The sequence below is a fragment of the Bacillus cereus group sp. RP29 genome (genome assembly GCF_040459765.1).
GTDB classification, from domain to species: Bacteria; Bacillota; Bacilli; order Bacillales; family Bacillaceae_G; genus Bacillus_A; species Bacillus_A paranthracis.
Genome location: NZ_JARVHN010000001.1, coordinates 4,160,056 through 4,177,746, shown reverse-complemented (window position 1 = coordinate 4,177,746; position 17,691 = coordinate 4,160,056). Strand labels below are relative to the sequence as shown.

The following is a 17,691-nucleotide window of genomic DNA, read 5'->3' as shown; positions in this document are numbered from 1 at the left end:
TTGTTTCAAGGAGAAAGGGTGGGTGGTATGGAACGCGTGCTAATTATAGGTGCACTTACGTTTGTAGGTTATCACCTTGTGAATAAAATGATTGCAGAAGAAGTAGAAGTATATGGTCTTGATTTTGATGAATTCGATAGTATGACAAAAATTAATGAAGAGAAGTTATTGTTAATTGGGCGAAATGCGTTATTTACGTATTATTCGATAAGAGATGAAGACGGATGGAGATCCGTAGAGGAAGAGAAATTTGATGCCGTTTACTTTTGTCTGTATGAGCCTAACCAACAAAGTGGCTTTCGAAATGAAAGAGTTATATTACAGTATTTAAAGCGAATGATAAGACTGTGTGAAGAACATAAAGTGAAGTTAAATCTAATTTCTTCTATTGAAGTAGGAAACGTAGATGAGTCCGAAAATAAACGTCTATTTGCGAAAGTGGAAGAAGGATTGAAAAAAGGAGAGGTACAATATAGTGTATTTCGAGTTCCTACATTATATGGGCCATGGCAACCATCTTTTATGATGTATCATCAGCTCATGTTATCAGAACTGGGTGAGAAAGAGTGCCATTATACAAGTGAGGAAAACGCCAGTGATCTACTGTACGTTGAAGATGTATGTGAATACTTATGGGAAAATGGCATGAACGAGGAATATCTCGGTATATATAATTTACTTAGTGGTAAAAAATCATTATGGAAAAAAGGTATGAACCTTTTACGTGCAGAGGATAAAGTGAAAAAAGAGAATCTGGAAGAAAGAGATGGAACAGTAGAGGTTATTTCGATAAAAAGAAATACTCCGTTAGAATACGGTTTAAATAAACAATTGGCACATATGAAAAAATATAAAGAGTTATACGAAGGATAGAGAGCGTGTTACACTATGTATGTGAAAGTTTTAATGGAGAGGAAGAACATAATATGAATGAGAAAAGCATGCAATTTTTACAAATCGCAATGAAGCATTTACCAGAAGCAAAGGCCATTTTAGATGATAATGGAATTGCGCTTGATATGGAGAAAGCTCAACCAGTATTAGAGTTATTGATGAAAGTTATGAACGAAGCATATGAGCTTGGGAAAGCAGATCAAGAATAAAAAGCATAAAAAGAATAAAAAGCATCTTTTGAGATGGAAGAGAGGCCCGAACCGTGGATAGAAGCGGTCAGGGCCTTTTTTTATTCTCGCCTGGGGGGAGAAAACCAGATCAAGAATAAAAATTTAGATGGAAGAGAGGTCTGAACTGTAAGTAGAAACGGTTCGGGCTTTTTTATATTTCGAAAGAACAGGGAAAGGTATGTTTCCGTTCCTTTTCATAAACAATAAGGTGAATAATGCGTTCGCTTTATGTTTTAGCAGAAATATATTCTAGACAAAAATACATTTATGTTTTAAAATTAGTACCAAGTCATAATAATTGATATAAAACGGAGGGCTGCGATGTGAACGTGGGCATTTTAGGGATCGGAAGATATGTGCCGGAAAAAGTAGTCACAAATCACGATTTAGAGAAAATAATGGATACATCCGATGAATGGATTCGTACGAGAACAGGGATTGCGGAAAGACGCATTGCCGATGATACAATAGATACTTCATATATGGCCGTAGAGGCTTCTAAAAAAGCGCTTGAAGATGCAGGAGTTAGCGGAGAGGATATCGATCTTATTTTAGTAGCAACAGTAACGCCGGATCGTGCTTTTCCAGCAGTGGCTTGTGTCATTCAAGAAGCAATTGGCGCAAAACATGCAGCTGCAATGGATTTAAGTGCAGCGTGTGCTGGTTTTATGTACGGAATGATTACAGCGCAGCAATTTATTCAAACGGGAACTTATAAAAATATACTAGTAGTTGGTAGTGATAAACTATCTAAAATTGTAGATTGGAACGATCGAAATACAGCAGTACTATTTGGAGACGGAGCCGGTGCGATCGTAATGGGAGCTGTTTCAGAAGGTAAAGGCGTTCTATCTTTCGAATTAGGAGCGGACGGAAGTGGCGGTAAGCATCTTTATCAAGATGAGTATGTTATGATGAATGGCAGAGAAGTCTTTAAATTTGCTGTTCGTCAACTTGGGGATTCTTGTCTTCGCGTTCTAGATAAAGCTGGTCTTACGAAAGAAGATGTGGATTTCTTAGTACCGCATCAAGCGAATATTCGTATTATGGAATCTGCAAGAGAGAGATTAAATTTACCACAAGAAAAGATGAGTATGACAATTGAGAAGTTCGGTAATACATCAGCTTCTTCCATTCCGATTGCAATGGTAGAGGAATTGCAAAACGGACGTATTCAAGATGGTGATTTAATTATACTTGTTGGTTTTGGCGGCGGATTAACATGGGGAGCAGTCGCTCTTCGTTGGGGTAAATAAGGACTGAGAGAAAAAAAGGAGTGTATTTTGTATGGAAAAAAAGAGGGTCGTAATTACAGGACTAGGAGCTGTTACACCGGTCGGTACAGATGTTGAAACAGCGTGGGAAAACATTAAAAAGGGTGTATCTGGAATCGGACGACTTACAAGAATTGATCCGGAACTATTTCCAGCAAAAGTAGCAGCAGAAATTAACGACTTTGAAGTCGAGAAATATATTGATAAAAAAGAAGCGCGTCGTATGGATCGCTTTACACAATATGCAGTAGCAGCAGCGAAAATGGCAGTTGCAGATGCAAAGCTTGAGATTACAGAAGAAAATGGACCTCGAATTGGTGTATGGATTGGTTCTGGTATTGGTGGTATGGAAACATACGAAGAACAATTTAAGATTTTTACTGAGAAAGGCCCGCGCCGCGTGAGCCCATTCTTCGTACCGATGATGATTCCAGATATGGCAGCAGGCCAAGTATCAATCGCAACAGGAGCAAAAGGAATTAACACTTGTTCTGTAACGGCTTGTGCATCTGGTGCAAACTCAATTGGTGATGCGTTTAAAGCAATTCAGCGTGGTGATGCTGATGCAATGATTACGGGCGGGGCAGAGGCGCCGTTAACAAGTATGGCATTCGCAGGATTTAGCTCAGCGAAAGCATTAACATTCAATGAAGATCCAGCAACAGCTTGCCGTCCATTCGATAAAAACCGTAGTGGTTTCGTAATGGGTGAAGGTTCAGGTATTTTAATTCTTGAAGAATTAGAGCACGCATTAGCTCGTGGTGCTCACATTTATGCGGAAATCGCTGGTTACGGTGCAACTGGTGATGCATTCCATATTACAATGCCAGCTCCTGGCGGTGAAGGCGGCGTGCGCGCAATGCGTCAAGCTTTAGCGGATGCAGGTCTACAGCCAGAAGATATTGATTACATTAATGCGCATGGTACAAGTACGGATGCGAATGAAAAGTATGAAACGATGGCAATTAAAGAAACGTTCGGTGAGCATGCGTATAAAGTAGCAATCAGCTCAACGAAATCAATGACAGGTCACTTATTAGGGGCAGCTGGTGCTGTTGAAGCGATTTTCTCTATTAAATCAATTACAGATGGAGTAATTCCTCCAACAATTAACTATGAGACACCAGATCCAGAATGTGACTTAGATTACGTACCGAATAATGCGAGACATCAAGAAGTAAACGCGGTGTTAAGTAATTCATTAGGATTCGGTGGTCATAACGCAGTATTAGTATTTAAAGCGTATAAATAATAGATGAGATAAGGAGTTTTTTCGCGATATATTGCGAAAAAACTCCTTATTTATTTTTACGTCTTTTTCTCTTTTTGCATATACATAAGAAAAAGGAGGGATAAAGATGGGGGTTGTTGAAACTGCTGAGTGGTTACATCTATATTATGGACGGCCAGAAAAGCTGTGTGAGAAGTTTACGAAGTATATCCCGCTGCCAAAAGAAAGGTTGTATCGCTTTTTAATTTCTAAAGGTATGTATCGCCCTGTTATGCGAGGAGAACGAGAAATTAAAGAGTTAGAGAAAAAGGAAGTTTGGAAAGAGTTACGTGCAGAGTATGAGAAACTGAAAAATTGGTTAAAAGGTCCAGATGTCCCTGTCTTTATTCTATTATCAGATTCCTATAATCGAACTGTACAAGAAGAGTATAACGGCAGGGCTGGATTATCTATGCGTCACGTTATTTTCTTATTCGTATGTGGACGGAATTCGGTGGAAGAATTAAAAGTGCTATTGGCGCATGAATATCATCATATATGCAGGTTGCATCAAATTGAGACGAAAGAAACGGAATATACATTACTTGATACGATGATTATGGAAGGGTTAGCTGAGCAAGCGGTAACGGAAAGATATTCAGAAAAAAACAATGCACCGTGGACGACGTATCTTTCAAAAGAAGAGGCTATATATTATTGGAAAAACGTTGTATATGAAAGAATAAGTATAAAGCGAGGAACAAGGGAGCACGACATCTTATTAAATGGATTTCACTCTTATCCGAAGATGCTTGGCTATGCGCTTGGATTTCATATTGTCAAAGATTGTGTAACTTTGGAAGGAGAAGATACACTTTCTTTATTACCTATAGATGCAAAAGAAATATTGAATAAAGCAAAAACATTTCATATATAAAAAAACAGGAGCTCTCTTTCCTGTTTTTTTAGTATTAATAGAAGAAAAAATAATAATTAGAATATATTTCCTTAGGTGGAATAAAGTTAAGAAAAATTGAACATAATGATGGATACAAACAGTAGTGAAGTGAGGGGTAGTGAATGTTATATCTACATGATGTATGGGTAAATTGGTTTGAAGGTGAAGAAAATGGGTATAACGTTTGTCATTTTTACGAATGGCGGAAAGATGATACGATTGAGCTATTAGATCAAGTGCCATTATTAAAAGTAGATTCCACATTATATCATTACATCGAGAACGAATTGTTAGAGCTTCCGCAAAAAATGTTGGAAGACGTACATCATAAGGCTTATATTCGTAAAAATCATGAACGTTTGCAGCAAGAGTATTGCTTTGTAGTTACAGATGGAAAAGGAATTATTGCAATCGACACAATTGGTTACAACGTACCGATTCGAAAGAGCAGACTTATACCGCGCCAAGAGCAGATGGTATATGAGATGGTAGAAAACGTACAAGCAGAAAAGTATGAGTTCCAAGTAGAAGAAATGGAAAAAGAACATCATATTTTATCACCATCACCTTTCATTATGAATGGCTTAACTCGTAAAGAAAGACAGCTTAAACAATTACTATTTATGGCGTTAGATCAATTACATACAACGAAAAACACAGCGGAAATTCGCTATTGGTTCACAGAGTGGGATCCATCAGCATACGGAATGGTTCAACATATGGAATTTGAAGATATTTGGGCTAAGCTGTATGATGAAGCGAAAACAGGTTGGTCTGAGAAGCACGAACAATTATGCGAGCGTCTCGTAAAAGGACAGCCATTTTTTGAAAAGTTATGGGAAATGGAAAACGAGCAAAAGGTAAATTAAAAAACCGCCAATCGGCGGTTTTTTTTATTTGTTGTAGTCTAGCTCCAGCGGCAAGAATGTTCGGTGGCTTCGCGCCTTCCTGCGAGGCAAAAAACGCCTCTACGTCAGGAGCTCCATCCCCCTCACATTCTAAGCGAGCCGCTTCTGCTTTATATAAAATCCAGCTCCAGCGGCAAGCTCTTCGTGTCTAAGAACCTTCCGCATAAGAAGGCAAAAAGCGCCTTTTATGCGAAAGAACCTTAGCCAGTCAGAGCTGAACGAGCCGCCTCCGCTTTATATGTAATCTAGCTCCGGCTCCTAACCCTTCGCGTCTAAGAACCTTCCCCACAAGAAGGTAAAAAGCACCTTCTGTGGGAAAGAACCTTAGCCGTCAGGGCTAAGCAGTCGCCTCCGCTTTATATGTTACCTACGTTTTCTGCTTAGTCCCATTGCGTTTTCTACTTTGCGTAGTTGTTTGAATGCGACGCGGTTTGCTTTTTCGGCACCTTTGTCTAGAATTTCGTCTAGTTCTGGTGAGTTGATTAGTTCGTTATATTTGTCTTGGATTGGACGAATTGCCTCTACGACTACTTGCGCTAAGTCGCCTTTGAAGTCGCCATATCCTTTTCCTTCGTACATTGCTTCAATTTCTTCAACTGTTTTTCCAGAGAATGAAGAGTAGATTGTTAATAAGTTAGAGATGCCAGGTTTGTTTTCTTTATCAAATTTCACGATACCTTCAGAATCAGTTACAGCACTCTTAATTTTCTTTTCAATTGTTTTTGGTTCGTCAAGCATGCTGATCATTGATTTTGGATTCGGATCAGATTTACTCATTTTTTTCGTAGGCTCTGTTAGTGACATAACGCGAGCTCCTACTTTTGGAATACGGATTTCAGGAATTGTGAATACTTCACGGAAGCGTTTGTTGAAACGCTCTGCTAGGTCACGTGTTAATTCCATATGTTGCTTTTGGTCATCACCAACAGGCACGATTTCGGTGTTGTAAAGTAAAATATCAGCAGCCATTAATGGTGGATACGTTAGTAATCCAGCTGGTACTGAATCTCTACCTGACGCTTTATCTTTATATTGCGTCATACGCTCTAATTCTCCAACGTAAGCAACTGATTGCATAATCCATCCTAGTTGAGCGTGTGCCGGTACTTCTGATTGTACAAATAACGTAGCTTTTTCAGGATCGATACCGCATGCTACATAAAGTGCAGCAAGACTGCGGATGTTTTTACGAAGCCCGACGGGATCTTGAGGCACTGTAATCGCATGTTGATTTACAATACAGAAATAACAGTCGTGTTCGTTTTGAAGCTCTGTAAATTGCTTCATAGCCCCTAAATAGTTTCCAAGTGTAATCGTTCCACTCGGCTGAATACCAGAAAAGATAACTGACATAAGTAATTCCTCCTAAATTTGAATGCGTGATAGGGAAGAGAAGGCAAACAAAAAAGCCCATTCATCCCAAAAAACTATAGGGACGAATGGACCGCGGTACCACCCTAATTATTTCACTACTGTGAAATCTCTCTAATCCATAATAACGTTTGGATATAACGCCAAAGCCTACTACTTTCGGTTCGGTTTGGAGCTCAAAAGCCCATTCCATACTGTACAATTACTTGTTCACACCAGCCACAAGCTCTCTGAAATTGCCTCAATATGTACTCTTCTTTATCATCGCATACATATAAATTTATTTATTGTTACCTGAGCTCTTTTAAATATGAAAGAACTAAAGTTTTATAACAAAATGTTTTGCAGATTATTATATCATATGGGATAGTGTTTGCAAACTACATCAAAATAGTAAAGCTAATGAAGGTCGAGAACAACCCAAGAACGATACCGGTAATGCAAATTGGATACGTCCATTTGAATGAATATGTTTTATAAATACGTTCTTTCTTATCGACAGGTTCCTCTACTTCTTCAATTAAAGAGTCGATTTTTTTGTTCGTACCAAATACTCTTTGGAATGCGTAAATTGTTACGTTAAAAAATCCATTTTGAAATATGAATAAAAAACCGCCTGTAAGAATAAAAAATAGTGCAATATAAAAAGAGATGTTGACAAAATTCAACAAAAAATGCGATGAAACGAGGAATGCGCCAATACTAGAAGCAATTATCGCTATGAAAATTAGTATACAAGTATGAAAAAAAACTTTATTCAAAATGTTCCCCTCCGTCAAAATATTACTAGAATTATTATACTATAAAAGCTATAATATGTACTAGAACTAATTTTTTGAAAATTATACGCAATTAAAGGTCTGATTGCAAGATGATGGTAGCAATGTTAACGTATCCCTTTACAAAAAAATAAAAAAATAAACATTTTATTAAAAATTTTAACAAAAAAACAAAAAACTATATTCACAATTGTTATATTATATGTATAATGAAAATTGTAGAAACTTGGAGATTATTCTTTCAATTCTACTTTTTTACAAGTGAGGGTACAGGAAGTGCAATTAGGGGAGGCAACACAACATGAAGAAAAAGATACCGTTATTACTTGCATCGACTTTAACTGCAAGTATGTTGCTTGGTGCGTGTAGCTATCAGAAGGATGACGCAAAAGCAAAAGGGAAAGAAAACGCTACGAGTAGTAGTAACGGAAAGCAGATTCTTAATTTAACAGAGTTATCTGAAATTCCGTCAATGGATGCATCATTAGCATCTGACTCTGCATCTTCTACAGCATTAAATAATACGATGGAAGGTTTATATCGTATCGGCAAAGATCAAAAGAGAGTGCCTGGAATTGCTGAAGATGTTCAGAAGCTAGACGATGGAAAGAAATACATATTTAAATTAAGAAAAGATGCGAAGTGGTCGAATGGGGAACCTGTAACAGCAAAAGACTTTGTGTATTCTTGGAAAAGAGCAGTAAATCCAGATACAAAAGCGACGTATTCGTACATTATGTTCGATATTAAAAATGCAGAGAAAATTCATAAAAAAGAATTACCTGCTGACCAATTAGGTGTAAAAGCGATTGATGACTATACATTAGAAGTGGAATTAGACAATCCCGTTCCTTACTTTGTTGATTTAACGGTTTATCCAGTATTTTACCCGCTCAATGAGAACTTTGTAAAAGCACAAGGTGATAAGTTTGGGTTAGAGGCAAATACAACATTATATAATGGGCCATTTGTTATGAGTGATTGGAAACATGAGCAAAGCTTCCAGTTTAAGAAGAACCCATCATATTGGGATAATAAAACGGTTAAAATCGAAGAAATTAACTTTAATATTGTTAAAAATACGTCAACTGATGTAAATTTATATGAGACAAACTCAATTGATCGTGCGGCTCTATCTTCAGAATTTGTTGATAAGTTTAGACAAAGCCCAGAATTCCACACAAGAAAAGAAGCAGGGGTTGCTTACCTAAGATTTAATCAAAGTAATCAATACTTAAGCAATAAAAACTTAAGAAAAGCAATTTCAATGTCCTTTGACCGTGATAACATTGCGAAGGTTATTTTAAATAATGGTGCAATTGGAGCTTATGGATTTGTTGGAAAAGATTTCGCTGAAGGTCCGAATAAAAAAGATTTCCGAGCTGAAAATGGGAATTTAGTTGAAACAAATCCAAAAGAAGCGAAAAAATTGTGGGAAACAGCGAAGAAAGAGCTTGGCACTGATAAAATCGAACTAGAATTCTTAAACTTCGATAATGAGGATGCGAAAAAAGTTGGTGAATTCTTAAAAGGTGAGATGGAAAAGAACTTACCAGGTTTATCTATTAAAATTAAACAGCAGCCATTCGCACAAAAAAATAAATTAGAAGATTCTCAGCAATATGATATTGCGTTTGGTATTTGGGGACCAGATTTCCCAGATCCAATTTCATATTTAGATATGTTTGTTACGAATGGTTCTCAAAATAAAACAGGCTATTCTAATCAGAAATATGATGAGTTAATTCTAAAAGCTAAAACAGATACAAAAGATTTACAAGCACGCTGGGACAACCTATTAGAAGTAGAGAAGATGTTAATTAAAGAGGATGCAGTTATCACTCCAATCTTCCAAAAAGGTTCAGCGTATGTAGTAAAAGGTGCTGTAAAAGATATTATCCCAATTAACTATGGTGGTAAATTAACTTACAAATGGGCATCTGTTGAACAAAAATAATCTTTTTTCCATCGTTTACTAGGGTATATGCCTATGATGGGCATGTACTCTTATTTTAAAAAAATAAAAGTAAGAATATTTTAAACTATCTTATTGCTTTTGAGAAAAACGGGGAGGTGCTTGACTATGGGACGTTATGTATTAAAACGTTTCGTGTACATGGCTTTGACATTATTTTTAATTACTACGTTGACTTTCTTTTTGATGAAATTACTTCCAGGTTCTCCGCTTAAAAATCAGGAGAAGTTATCACCGGCACAAAAAGAAATCATTCTTGAAAAATATGGTTTAAATGATCCAGTACCAGTTCAATATGCACGTTACTTAGGTAACTTAGCAAAAGGGGATTTAGGGGTATCATTCCAATATGATAACCGTCCAGTAACAGACATGATTGTGGATCGCATTGGACCATCAGCACAACTTGGTTTACAAGCGATTATATTAGGAACATTTATCGGTTTAATTTTAGGAATCGTTGCGGCACTTCGTAACAATACGTGGGTCGACTATGGAGCGACAATTATTTCCGTACTCGGGATGTCGGTACCATCGTTCGTATTTGCCGCATTACTACAATATTTCGTAGGGGTAAAACTTGGATGGTTCCCAGTAGCATTCTGGAAAGGGCCAGAGTTTACAGTAATGCCTACAATCGCTTTATCGATGGCAGTTATCGCAACAATCGCACGTTTCGCTCGTGCAGAGTTAATTGAAGTTATGCAAGCTGACTACATTTTAACAGCGAAAGCGAAAGGAATTAGCCAAGGCGTTATCATTATCAAACACGCCCTTCGTAACGCGTTAATTCCAGTTGTAACAATTTTAGGACCAATGGTTGCAGGGTTAATTACAGGTACATTAGTTATTGAGCAAATTTATGCTGTACCAGGACTAGGGGAACAGTTCGTTAAATCTATTACAGTGAATGACTATACAGTTATTATGGGAACTACAATTTTCTATAGTGCGATCTTCATCTTAGTTATTTTCATTGTTGATATTTTATACGGAATTATTGATCCTCGTATTCGTTTAGCGGGAGGGAAAAAATGATGAAAGATGTACAAAAATTATCTCCAGACTTATTTCAACAAGCTAATCAAAATAATGTGGATAATGAAGTCATTGCCCGTCCAAGCTTAACGTTTTGGCAAGATGTAAGAAGACGTTTGTTCCAACATAAAGGAGCAATGTTTGGTTTAGTTTTATTAACGCTTATTATCTTACTAGCAATCTTCGGACCGATGGTAAGTAAGCACTCGTATAAAGAGCAAGATTTAGGACGTGCAAAATTGCCACCGAAAATTCCAGTTATTGAAAATGTTCATTGGTTACCATTTGACGGTACAGATCAATATGGTGTTGACCAATATGAAAAACGTGATATTAAAGAGTATTTTTGGTTTGGTACAGATGATCTTGGACGCGATTTATGGACAAGAACATGGGAAGGTACACGCGTATCATTATATATCGCTCTTTTAGCAGCAGCAATTGACTTAGTAATTGGGGTTGCATATGGAGGTATTTCAGCGTTCTATGGCGGTAGAGTAGATAACATTATGCAACGTATTATGGAGATTATTAACGGTATTCCATACTTAATCATCGTTATTTTAATGGTAATCATTATGGGATCTGGTATATGGTCAATTACACTCGCAATGGCAATTACAGGTTGGATAGGGATGTCGCGTATCGTTCGTGGACAAATCCTTAAATTAAAAAATCAAGAATACGTATTAGCATCTCGTACATTAGGTGCAACAAATACACAATTAATTGTAAAACACTTAATCCCGAACGTAATGGGACCAATTATCGTAATGACAATGTTTACAATTCCAACAGCGGTGTTTGGTGAGGCGTTCTTAAGCTTCATCGGTTTAGGTATTCAGCCACCATTCGCATCACTTGGTTCTCTTGTAAATGACGGTTATAAATCAATTCAAACGTATCCGCATATGATGTTCATTCCTGCGGTTGTCATCAGTATATTAATTTTAGCGTTTAACTTAATGGCAGACGGATTACGCGATGCGTTAGATCCAAAAATGCGTAAGTAAAAGAGGGGAGAGGCAAAGATGAAAACATTGTTAGAGGTAAAAGATTTACAAGTCTCCTTTGATACACATGCAGGTGAAGTACAAGCTGTACGCGGCGTTACTTTTGATTTGAAAAAAGGGGAAACATTAGCGATTGTAGGAGAATCTGGTTCTGGGAAATCAGTTACTTCTAAAGCGTTAATGGGATTAATTCCGAATCCTCCTGGACGCATTAAAAATGGTGAAATCGTATTTGAAGGTCGTGACTTAACGAAATTAACAGAAAAAGAAATGCAGCAAGTACGTGGTAAAGATATCGCGATGATTTTCCAAGATCCAATGACATCATTAAACCCAACGATGACAATTGGAAATCAAATTATGGAAGGCCTTATTAAACACCAAGGAATGAGTAAAGCAGACGCACGTAAAGTTGCGTTGGAATTAATCGACCTTGTAGGTATTCCAAATCCAGAAGCTCGTTTAAAACAATATCCGCACCAATTCTCTGGTGGTATGAGGCAGCGTGTAGTTATTGCGATGGCATTAGCTTGTAACCCAAAACTATTGATTGCCGATGAGCCGACAACAGCGCTAGACGTTACAATTCAGGCGCAAATTTTAGAGCTTATGAAGGACATTCAACAAAAAACAGAAGCAGCAATCATTTTCATTACGCATGACTTAGGTGTAGTGGCGAACGTTGCGGACCGCGTAGCAGTTATGTACGCTGGTAAAGTTGTTGAAATCGGAACTGTAGATGAAATTTTCTACAATCCAAAACATCCATATACTTGGGGCTTAATCGCATCTATGCCAAGTTTAGATGGTTCAGAAGAAGAGTTATATGCAATTCCTGGAACGCCTCCAGATTTATTGAAGCCGCCAAAGGGAGATGCTTTTGCACCACGTAACCCACAGGCACTGAAAATTGATTTTGAAATGGACCCACCTTTATTTAAAGTAAGTGATACACACTATGCGGCAACTTGGTTACTTCATGAGCAAGCTCCAGAAGTAAAACCGCCGGCAGTCGTTGAAAAACGCATTCTTCAAATGAAAGCAGGTGAACAACATGACTAAACAACGTGAGAAATTAATTGAAGTAAAAAATGTAAAGCAGCACTTCGACGTGAGTGGTGGTGTTGTCAAAGCGGTTAATGATATTTCATTTGATATTTACCGCGGAGAAACATTTGGTCTTGTAGGAGAATCGGGTTGTGGTAAATCAACAACTGGAAGAACGATCATTCGTTTATATGATGCAACTGCTGGTGAAGTATTGTTCGACGGTGAAAATGTACATGGCAAAAAATCACGCGCAGAATTGAAGAAATTCAACCGTAAAATGCAAATGATTTTCCAAGATCCATATGCATCATTAAACCCTCGTATGACAGTAGGGGATATTATTGCAGAAGGTATTGATATTCACGGATTAGCGAAAAACAAAAAAGAGCGTATGGACCGTGTTCATGAATTATTAAACACAGTTGGCTTAAATAAAGAGCACGCAAACCGTTTCTCGCATGAATTCTCAGGTGGACAACGTCAGCGTATCGGTATCGCTCGTGCACTTGCTGTAGAACCTGAATTTATCATTGCCGATGAGCCAATCTCAGCACTTGACGTATCAATTCAGGCGCAAGTTGTAAACTTACTGAAAAAGTTACAAAAAGAAAAAGGTTTAACATACTTATTCATTGCCCATGATTTATCAATGGTAAAATACATTAGTGACCGCATTGGTGTAATGTACCGTGGTCAAATCGTTGAATTAACAACAAGTGATGAGTTATATGCAAATCCAATTCATCCATATACAAAATCACTATTATCAGCGATTCCACTTCCAGATCCAGATTATGAGCGCAATCGTAAACGTATCGTATACGATCCATCTCAGCACAATTATGGTAGTGAAGAACCGACAATGCGTGAAATTCGCCCAGGACATTTCGTATTATGTTCTGAAGCGGAGTATAAGAAATATAAAGAGATTTATCAATAATAAAAAATCCATTCTTCTATCACGGAAGAATGGATTTTTTATTATATAAAAGAGTTGTCAATATTTCTCGGTAAGTCGATATATTTAAAGAAACGCAAATATAAGTTGCCTATACTAATGACTACACCTTAATTAAACGAGTATTATTGCGCCTGAACAGAAACAATCTCCTCTTGTTCTTCAGGTTTAACAAGTGCATAACGCTCCCACGCTCTACTTTTCCAGCGGAAGAACATAATAATGGCACGTGTCCATTCATCAATAGCAATTGCTAGCCAAATACCAATGAGCCCCATATCTAAATGGAAGGCGAAAAAATAACCGAGTGGTAAACTCATTAACACCATAGAGAATGCGCCGATTAAAACTGGGTACTTTGCATCACCAGCTGCGCGAAGTGAATTGATGATGACGATGTTCATCGTACGCCCTGTTTCAAGTAGTACACTTAGTAAAAGAACTGACGCACCTAACGCAATAATGTGCGGATTATCTGTAAATAGTCCCATTAATTGTGTACGGAATGTAATAACGAGAGCAACCATGCATAACGTGACACCAATCGCCCACTTTGCACTTTTCCATACACGTTCATATGCTTCATCTTTTTCACCACCGCCAACGAGGCGTCCGATAATAATTGCAGTTCCCATACCGATTGCAATAGCGAATAAATAAGTGAACATAGAGATGTTCGTAGCGTATTGTCTAGCAGCTAACGATTCCGTTCCTAAATATGTTGCATAGTATAAGAAGACAATTTGACAAGCTTGATACATAACCTGCTCAAATGCAGATGGAATCCCGATTTTTAAAATTTTTCCGATATATTCTTTTGATAAGGTGAAGTAGTATTGTAATTTTACACGGTACTCCATAACGCGGTACAGTAACAAGAAGAAAACGATAAGCGCGATTAGCCTGCTGACAGCAGAAGAAATGGCAGCCCCTTGTACACCGAGTTCTGGGAAACCAAATTTCCCGAAAATGAGTACGTAGTTTCCAGCGATATGAATAATATTCATTCCAAGTGAAATAAACATCGCTTGCTTTGTGAAGCCATGTACGCGGATAATTGCGGCTAATGAATTAATAATAGCTTGAAGGAAAATAGCTCCTCCGACGATAGATAAATAGCTCTGTGCATACATAAGTACATCGCCTTGTAAGTTCATCGCCATCATCATATGTTTTGAAAATAAAAGAAAACCAGCACTTATAACGAGTCCGACCACTAAATTTAATGTGACGGCTAAAGCTGATATTTTAGATGCTTCCATAAAACGTTTGGAACCGAGGTATTGAGATACGACGATAGCTGCGCCGTTCCCGATGACTTCTAGTACCAAAATAGCGATATGGAGATATTGATTCGCTGCACCAACCCCAGATACAGCATCGTCTGATAATGCACTTAACATGAAAGTATCAGCGATCCCCATTAACATAAATAGAAAAACTTCTAGAAAAATAGGCCATGTTAATAAGAATAAACTTAATTTCTCAGTAGGCCCGTTTTTTGCCTGAATTGCTGTCATGTCCGTCCCCTCTTTACCGATATCTATTTTTAGCAAAGTGTATCGTAACATACTTTCTTAACCTTTGCACTCATTTTAACCTACATATCTTTATTATGAAGGGAGAGCTATTTTATGATAAAAACAGAAGGATAATTATGCGTAAAGTATTATAAGATATAAATTTTGTTTTTCTCTGATAATTTAGAAAAATATAAAAATAATTATTCCTGACACTTCAGTAAGGAAAATCGGCAATATGAAACGTTTACAAAGGATTAAGTTTTAACAGAAAATTTTAATAAAATAGAAATATAAATATACAAAAAATATATTTGTGTGTATAATATGAATTGTTAGAACATATATATTTCTTTTTGTTTGAAAATGAAAGGGCTAACATTTTTGTGGAGGGTGGAAATATGAAAAAAAAGATGCCAGTTTTTGTAGTATCAACAGTAGCAATGAGCATGATGTTAGGGGCATGTAGCTACCAAAAAGATGAGCCGCAAGCGAACGCAAAAGGGGATAGCGGGAAAAGCGGTGCGAAGCAAGTTATTAACTTAATTGAAACGCAAGAAATTCCAACGATGGATCCAGCGTTATCAGCTGATGCAGTTTCTTCAAGAGTAATGACTAATACGATGGAAGGCTTATACAGTTTAGGAAAAGACGATAAGCTTGTTCCTGGTGTAGCGAAGGAATTCAAAAAATCAGAAGACGGTAAAAAATATACATTTACATTACGTGAAGACGCAAAATGGTCAAATGGTGAGCCTGTGACGGCAAAAGATTTCGTATACGCATGGCAAAGAGCGATTAACCCAGATACAGCTGCGAAATCAGCGTACATTATGTATGATATAAAAAATGCAGAGAAAATTAACAAAAAAGAGATGAGTCCGGACCAATTAGGGGTAAAGGCGATTGATGATTATACATTAGAAGTGGAATTAGACAATTCCATTCCATACCTTGTAGATTTAATGGTATATCCAATCTTCTATCCTGTGAACGAAAAGTTCGTGAAAGAGCAAGGTACGAAGTTTGGTTTGGAAGCGAATACAACACTTTATAACGGACCATTTACATTAAGTGATTGGCAACATGAACGTAGCTTTAAAATGACAAAGAGCTCGTCATATTGGGATAATAAAGAAGTGAAGATTGAGGAAGTAAACTTTAATATTGTTAAGGACACGTCTACACCAATTAATTTATATGAAACAAACGCAGTCGATCGAGCAACGTTATTAGCGGAGTTCATCGATAAATATAAAGGAAAACCAGATTTCCAAACAGTAGAAGATACATCTGTATTCTTCCTTCGTTTAAATCAAAAAGATCCAGCGTTAGCAAATAAAAATATTCGTAAAGCAATTTCACTTGCTTTTGAACGTAAACCGTTCGTTGATACATTATTAAATAACGGTTCTAAGCCAGCAACAGGATTAATTCCTGATAACTTCATTAAAGGACCGGATAAAAAGGACTTCCGTGCTGTAAATGGAGATATTGTAAAACCAAACGTGAAAGAAGCGAAGAAATATTGGGAAGCTGGTAAAAAAGAGCTTGGTAAAAATGAAATCGAATTAGAGTTATTAAACGAAGATGTTGAATTATCGAAGAAAACAGGGGAATATTTAAAAGGTGAGTTAGAAAAGAATTTACCAGGTTTAACAGTGAAAATTAAACAACAACCATTCGCGCAAAAACTAAAATTAGAAGATGCGGGCGATTTCGTCATGTCATTCTCTGGATGGAGTGCAGACTTCCCAGATCCAATTACATATCTTGATATGTTTGTAACTGACGGATCACAAAATAAAATGAAATATTCTAATCCGAAATATGATGAGATCATCATGAAAGCAAAAAAAGATGGAAGCGATGTAAATGCTCGTTGGAAAAGCTTACTAGAAGCAGAGAAAATGTTACTTGATGACGCTGCGATTGTACCGGTATATCAACGTGGTAGAGCATACTTACAAAGAGATTCCATTAAAAATATGTACAACCATAAATATGGTGGCGATTTAAGCTTTAAATGGGCGTCAGTAGAGAAATAAGAAAAAAGCAGGTAATTGCCTGCTTTTTTTAATACGTACGTTTCTTATAAATACCTTTCCCACCAACTTGGTTCCAGCCGGATTGTACATCCAAACTTTTATTAACAAACTTCATCTTTTCTTTTCCGCCAAAGAGTTTTTCACCAATACTATTTGTAATGACGCCAATCAATGCTGTTATTCCGATGATGAGGGCAGCAACAGTGACAAAATCAATAAAAAAAGCAATCATTTGCAAATTCCCCCTTTGCCTGTCTGTATTTTTATTGTATGAGATAAAAGATGAAAAAGAAAGAAATGTCAGAAAAAATTTGATTTATTTTAGAAATCGTATGGACATGAATGAGAATGTTTGTTAAAATGAGAACAAACGTTCTTTTGATTCTCACTTGTATAGTCTTACATTTCTTAATTGATTTATCAAAAAAAGGTAAGAAAACGTTCTCTTTTTCATAGGAAAGATTA

At 37.0% G+C, this 17,691-nt stretch carries 16 protein-coding genes and 1 other annotated feature; of the genes, 12 read left to right on the top strand and 4 right to left on the bottom strand.

The window, feature by feature from the left end; all coding sequences use genetic code 11:
* The 6 genes from QCI47_RS22125 to QCI47_RS22100 all read left to right on the top strand — a co-directional run bounded on the left by QCI47_RS22125 (position 1) and on the right by QCI47_RS22100 (position 5,435).
* The gene (locus tag QCI47_RS22125; RefSeq protein WP_061131540.1) at positions 1–873 is read left to right on the top strand and encodes an NAD-dependent epimerase/dehydratase family protein; all 873 of its coding nucleotides are present in this window, start codon (positions 1–3) and stop codon (positions 871–873) included.
* A 53-nt stretch (positions 874–926) separates the two neighbouring features.
* Positions 927–1,103, top strand: coding sequence for a ComZ family protein (locus QCI47_RS22120; RefSeq protein ID WP_009879752.1), 177 nt, complete (start codon positions 927–929; stop codon positions 1,101–1,103).
* Positions 1,104–1,447: 344 nt separating this feature from the next.
* On the top strand, positions 1,448–2,380 hold the full coding sequence (gene fabH, locus QCI47_RS22115; RefSeq protein ID WP_001100541.1) for a beta-ketoacyl-ACP synthase III: 933 nt from the start codon (positions 1,448–1,450) through the stop codon (positions 2,378–2,380).
* A 31-nt stretch (positions 2,381–2,411) separates the two neighbouring features.
* On the top strand, positions 2,412–3,650 hold the full coding sequence (gene fabF / locus QCI47_RS22110; protein WP_000412651.1) for a beta-ketoacyl-ACP synthase II: 1,239 nt from the start codon (positions 2,412–2,414) through the stop codon (positions 3,648–3,650).
* A gap of 106 nt (positions 3,651–3,756) precedes the next feature.
* Entirely contained in the window at positions 3,757–4,545 is a 789-nt protein-coding gene (locus tag QCI47_RS22105) for a DUF2268 domain-containing putative Zn-dependent protease (RefSeq protein WP_000539323.1), read from the top strand.
* A gap of 143 nt (positions 4,546–4,688) precedes the next feature.
* Positions 4,689–5,435 (top strand): YjbA family protein, encoded by a 747-nt coding sequence (locus tag QCI47_RS22100; RefSeq protein WP_000966137.1) that lies wholly within the window; start codon positions 4,689–4,691, stop codon positions 5,433–5,435.
* A 402-nt stretch (positions 5,436–5,837) separates the two neighbouring features.
* Here QCI47_RS22100 and trpS read toward each other — a convergent pair whose 3' ends face one another.
* Positions 5,838–6,827: a tryptophan--tRNA ligase gene (trpS, locus tag QCI47_RS22095; protein WP_000110985.1), complete on the bottom strand. Its 990-nt coding sequence runs from the start codon at positions 6,825–6,827 to the stop codon at positions 5,838–5,840.
* Positions 6,828–6,902: 75 nt separating this feature from the next.
* Positions 6,903–7,119, bottom strand: a binding site (T-box leader).
* A 106-nt stretch (positions 7,120–7,225) separates the two neighbouring features.
* Positions 7,226–7,606: a DUF3899 domain-containing protein gene (locus QCI47_RS22090; protein WP_001044989.1), complete on the bottom strand. Its 381-nt coding sequence runs from the start codon at positions 7,604–7,606 to the stop codon at positions 7,226–7,228.
* A gap of 319 nt (positions 7,607–7,925) precedes the next feature.
* On the opposite strand from QCI47_RS22090, the gene QCI47_RS22085 reads away from it, so the two are divergent.
* From QCI47_RS22085 to QCI47_RS22065, 5 genes are all read left to right on the top strand, one after another.
* Positions 7,926–9,581 (top strand): peptide ABC transporter substrate-binding protein, encoded by a 1,656-nt coding sequence (locus tag QCI47_RS22085; protein ID WP_000727207.1) that lies wholly within the window; start codon positions 7,926–7,928, stop codon positions 9,579–9,581.
* Between the two features lie 126 nt (positions 9,582–9,707).
* Entirely contained in the window at positions 9,708–10,637 is a 930-nt protein-coding gene (gene opp3b, locus QCI47_RS22080) for an oligopeptide ABC transporter permease (RefSeq protein WP_000534165.1), read from the top strand.
* Positions 10,634–11,650, top strand: coding sequence for an oligopeptide ABC transporter permease (gene opp3C, locus QCI47_RS22075; RefSeq protein ID WP_000974101.1), 1,017 nt, complete (start codon positions 10,634–10,636; stop codon positions 11,648–11,650). The genes opp3b and opp3C overlap by 4 nt, the downstream gene beginning before the upstream one ends.
* An 18-nt stretch (positions 11,651–11,668) precedes the next feature.
* A complete protein-coding gene (locus tag QCI47_RS22070; RefSeq protein WP_000854346.1) occupies positions 11,669–12,712 on the top strand; it encodes an ABC transporter ATP-binding protein in 1,044 nt (347 codons plus the stop codon).
* On the top strand, positions 12,705–13,640 hold the full coding sequence (locus QCI47_RS22065; protein WP_353811950.1) for an ABC transporter ATP-binding protein: 936 nt from the start codon (positions 12,705–12,707) through the stop codon (positions 13,638–13,640). The genes QCI47_RS22070 and QCI47_RS22065 overlap by 8 nt, the downstream gene beginning before the upstream one ends.
* 143 nt (positions 13,641–13,783) lie before the next feature.
* Here the strand turns inward: QCI47_RS22065 and QCI47_RS22060 are convergent, their stop codons facing one another.
* Positions 13,784–15,229: an MATE family efflux transporter gene (locus QCI47_RS22060; protein WP_309422092.1), complete on the bottom strand. Its 1,446-nt coding sequence runs from the start codon at positions 15,227–15,229 to the stop codon at positions 13,784–13,786.
* Positions 15,230–15,579: 350 nt separating this feature from the next.
* On the opposite strand from QCI47_RS22060, the gene QCI47_RS22055 reads away from it, so the two are divergent.
* A complete protein-coding gene (locus QCI47_RS22055) occupies positions 15,580–17,226 on the top strand; it encodes a peptide ABC transporter substrate-binding protein (protein WP_000728616.1) in 1,647 nt (548 codons plus the stop codon).
* 28 nt (positions 17,227–17,254) lie between these two features.
* On the opposite strand, the gene QCI47_RS22050 is transcribed toward QCI47_RS22055, so the two are convergent.
* Entirely contained in the window at positions 17,255–17,458 is a 204-nt protein-coding gene (locus tag QCI47_RS22050) for a hypothetical protein (RefSeq protein WP_000559978.1), read from the bottom strand.
* Between the last annotated feature and the right edge of the window lie 233 nt (positions 17,459–17,691).

Bases quoted from the DNA above. Each gene is read 5' to 3' on its own strand.
- QCI47_RS22055 (WP_000728616.1), top strand. From the start codon at position 15,580: ATGAAAAAAAAGATGCCAGTTTTTGTAGTATCAACAGTAGCAATGAGC.
- fabF (WP_000412651.1), top strand. From the start codon at position 2,412: ATGGAAAAAAAGAGGGTCGTAATTACAGGACTAGGAGCTGTTACACCG.
- trpS (WP_000110985.1), bottom strand. From the start codon at position 6,827: ATGTCAGTTATCTTTTCTGGTATTCAGCCGAGTGGAACGATTACACTT.
- QCI47_RS22105 (WP_000539323.1), top strand. From the start codon at position 3,757: ATGGGGGTTGTTGAAACTGCTGAGTGGTTACATCTATATTATGGACGG.
- QCI47_RS22050 (WP_000559978.1), bottom strand. From the start codon at position 17,458: ATGATTGCTTTTTTTATTGATTTTGTCACTGTTGCTGCCCTCATCATC.
- QCI47_RS22100 (WP_000966137.1), top strand. From the start codon at position 4,689: ATGTTATATCTACATGATGTATGGGTAAATTGGTTTGAAGGTGAAGAA.
- QCI47_RS22120 (WP_009879752.1), top strand. From the start codon at position 927: ATGAATGAGAAAAGCATGCAATTTTTACAAATCGCAATGAAGCATTTA.
- opp3b (WP_000534165.1), top strand. From the start codon at position 9,708: ATGGGACGTTATGTATTAAAACGTTTCGTGTACATGGCTTTGACATTA.
- opp3C (WP_000974101.1), top strand. From the start codon at position 10,634: ATGATGAAAGATGTACAAAAATTATCTCCAGACTTATTTCAACAAGCT.
- QCI47_RS22065 (WP_353811950.1), top strand. From the start codon at position 12,705: ATGACTAAACAACGTGAGAAATTAATTGAAGTAAAAAATGTAAAGCAG.
- QCI47_RS22060 (WP_309422092.1), bottom strand. From the start codon at position 15,229: ATGTTACGATACACTTTGCTAAAAATAGATATCGGTAAAGAGGGGACG.
- QCI47_RS22085 (WP_000727207.1), top strand. From the start codon at position 7,926: ATGAAGAAAAAGATACCGTTATTACTTGCATCGACTTTAACTGCAAGT.
- QCI47_RS22070 (WP_000854346.1), top strand. From the start codon at position 11,669: ATGAAAACATTGTTAGAGGTAAAAGATTTACAAGTCTCCTTTGATACA.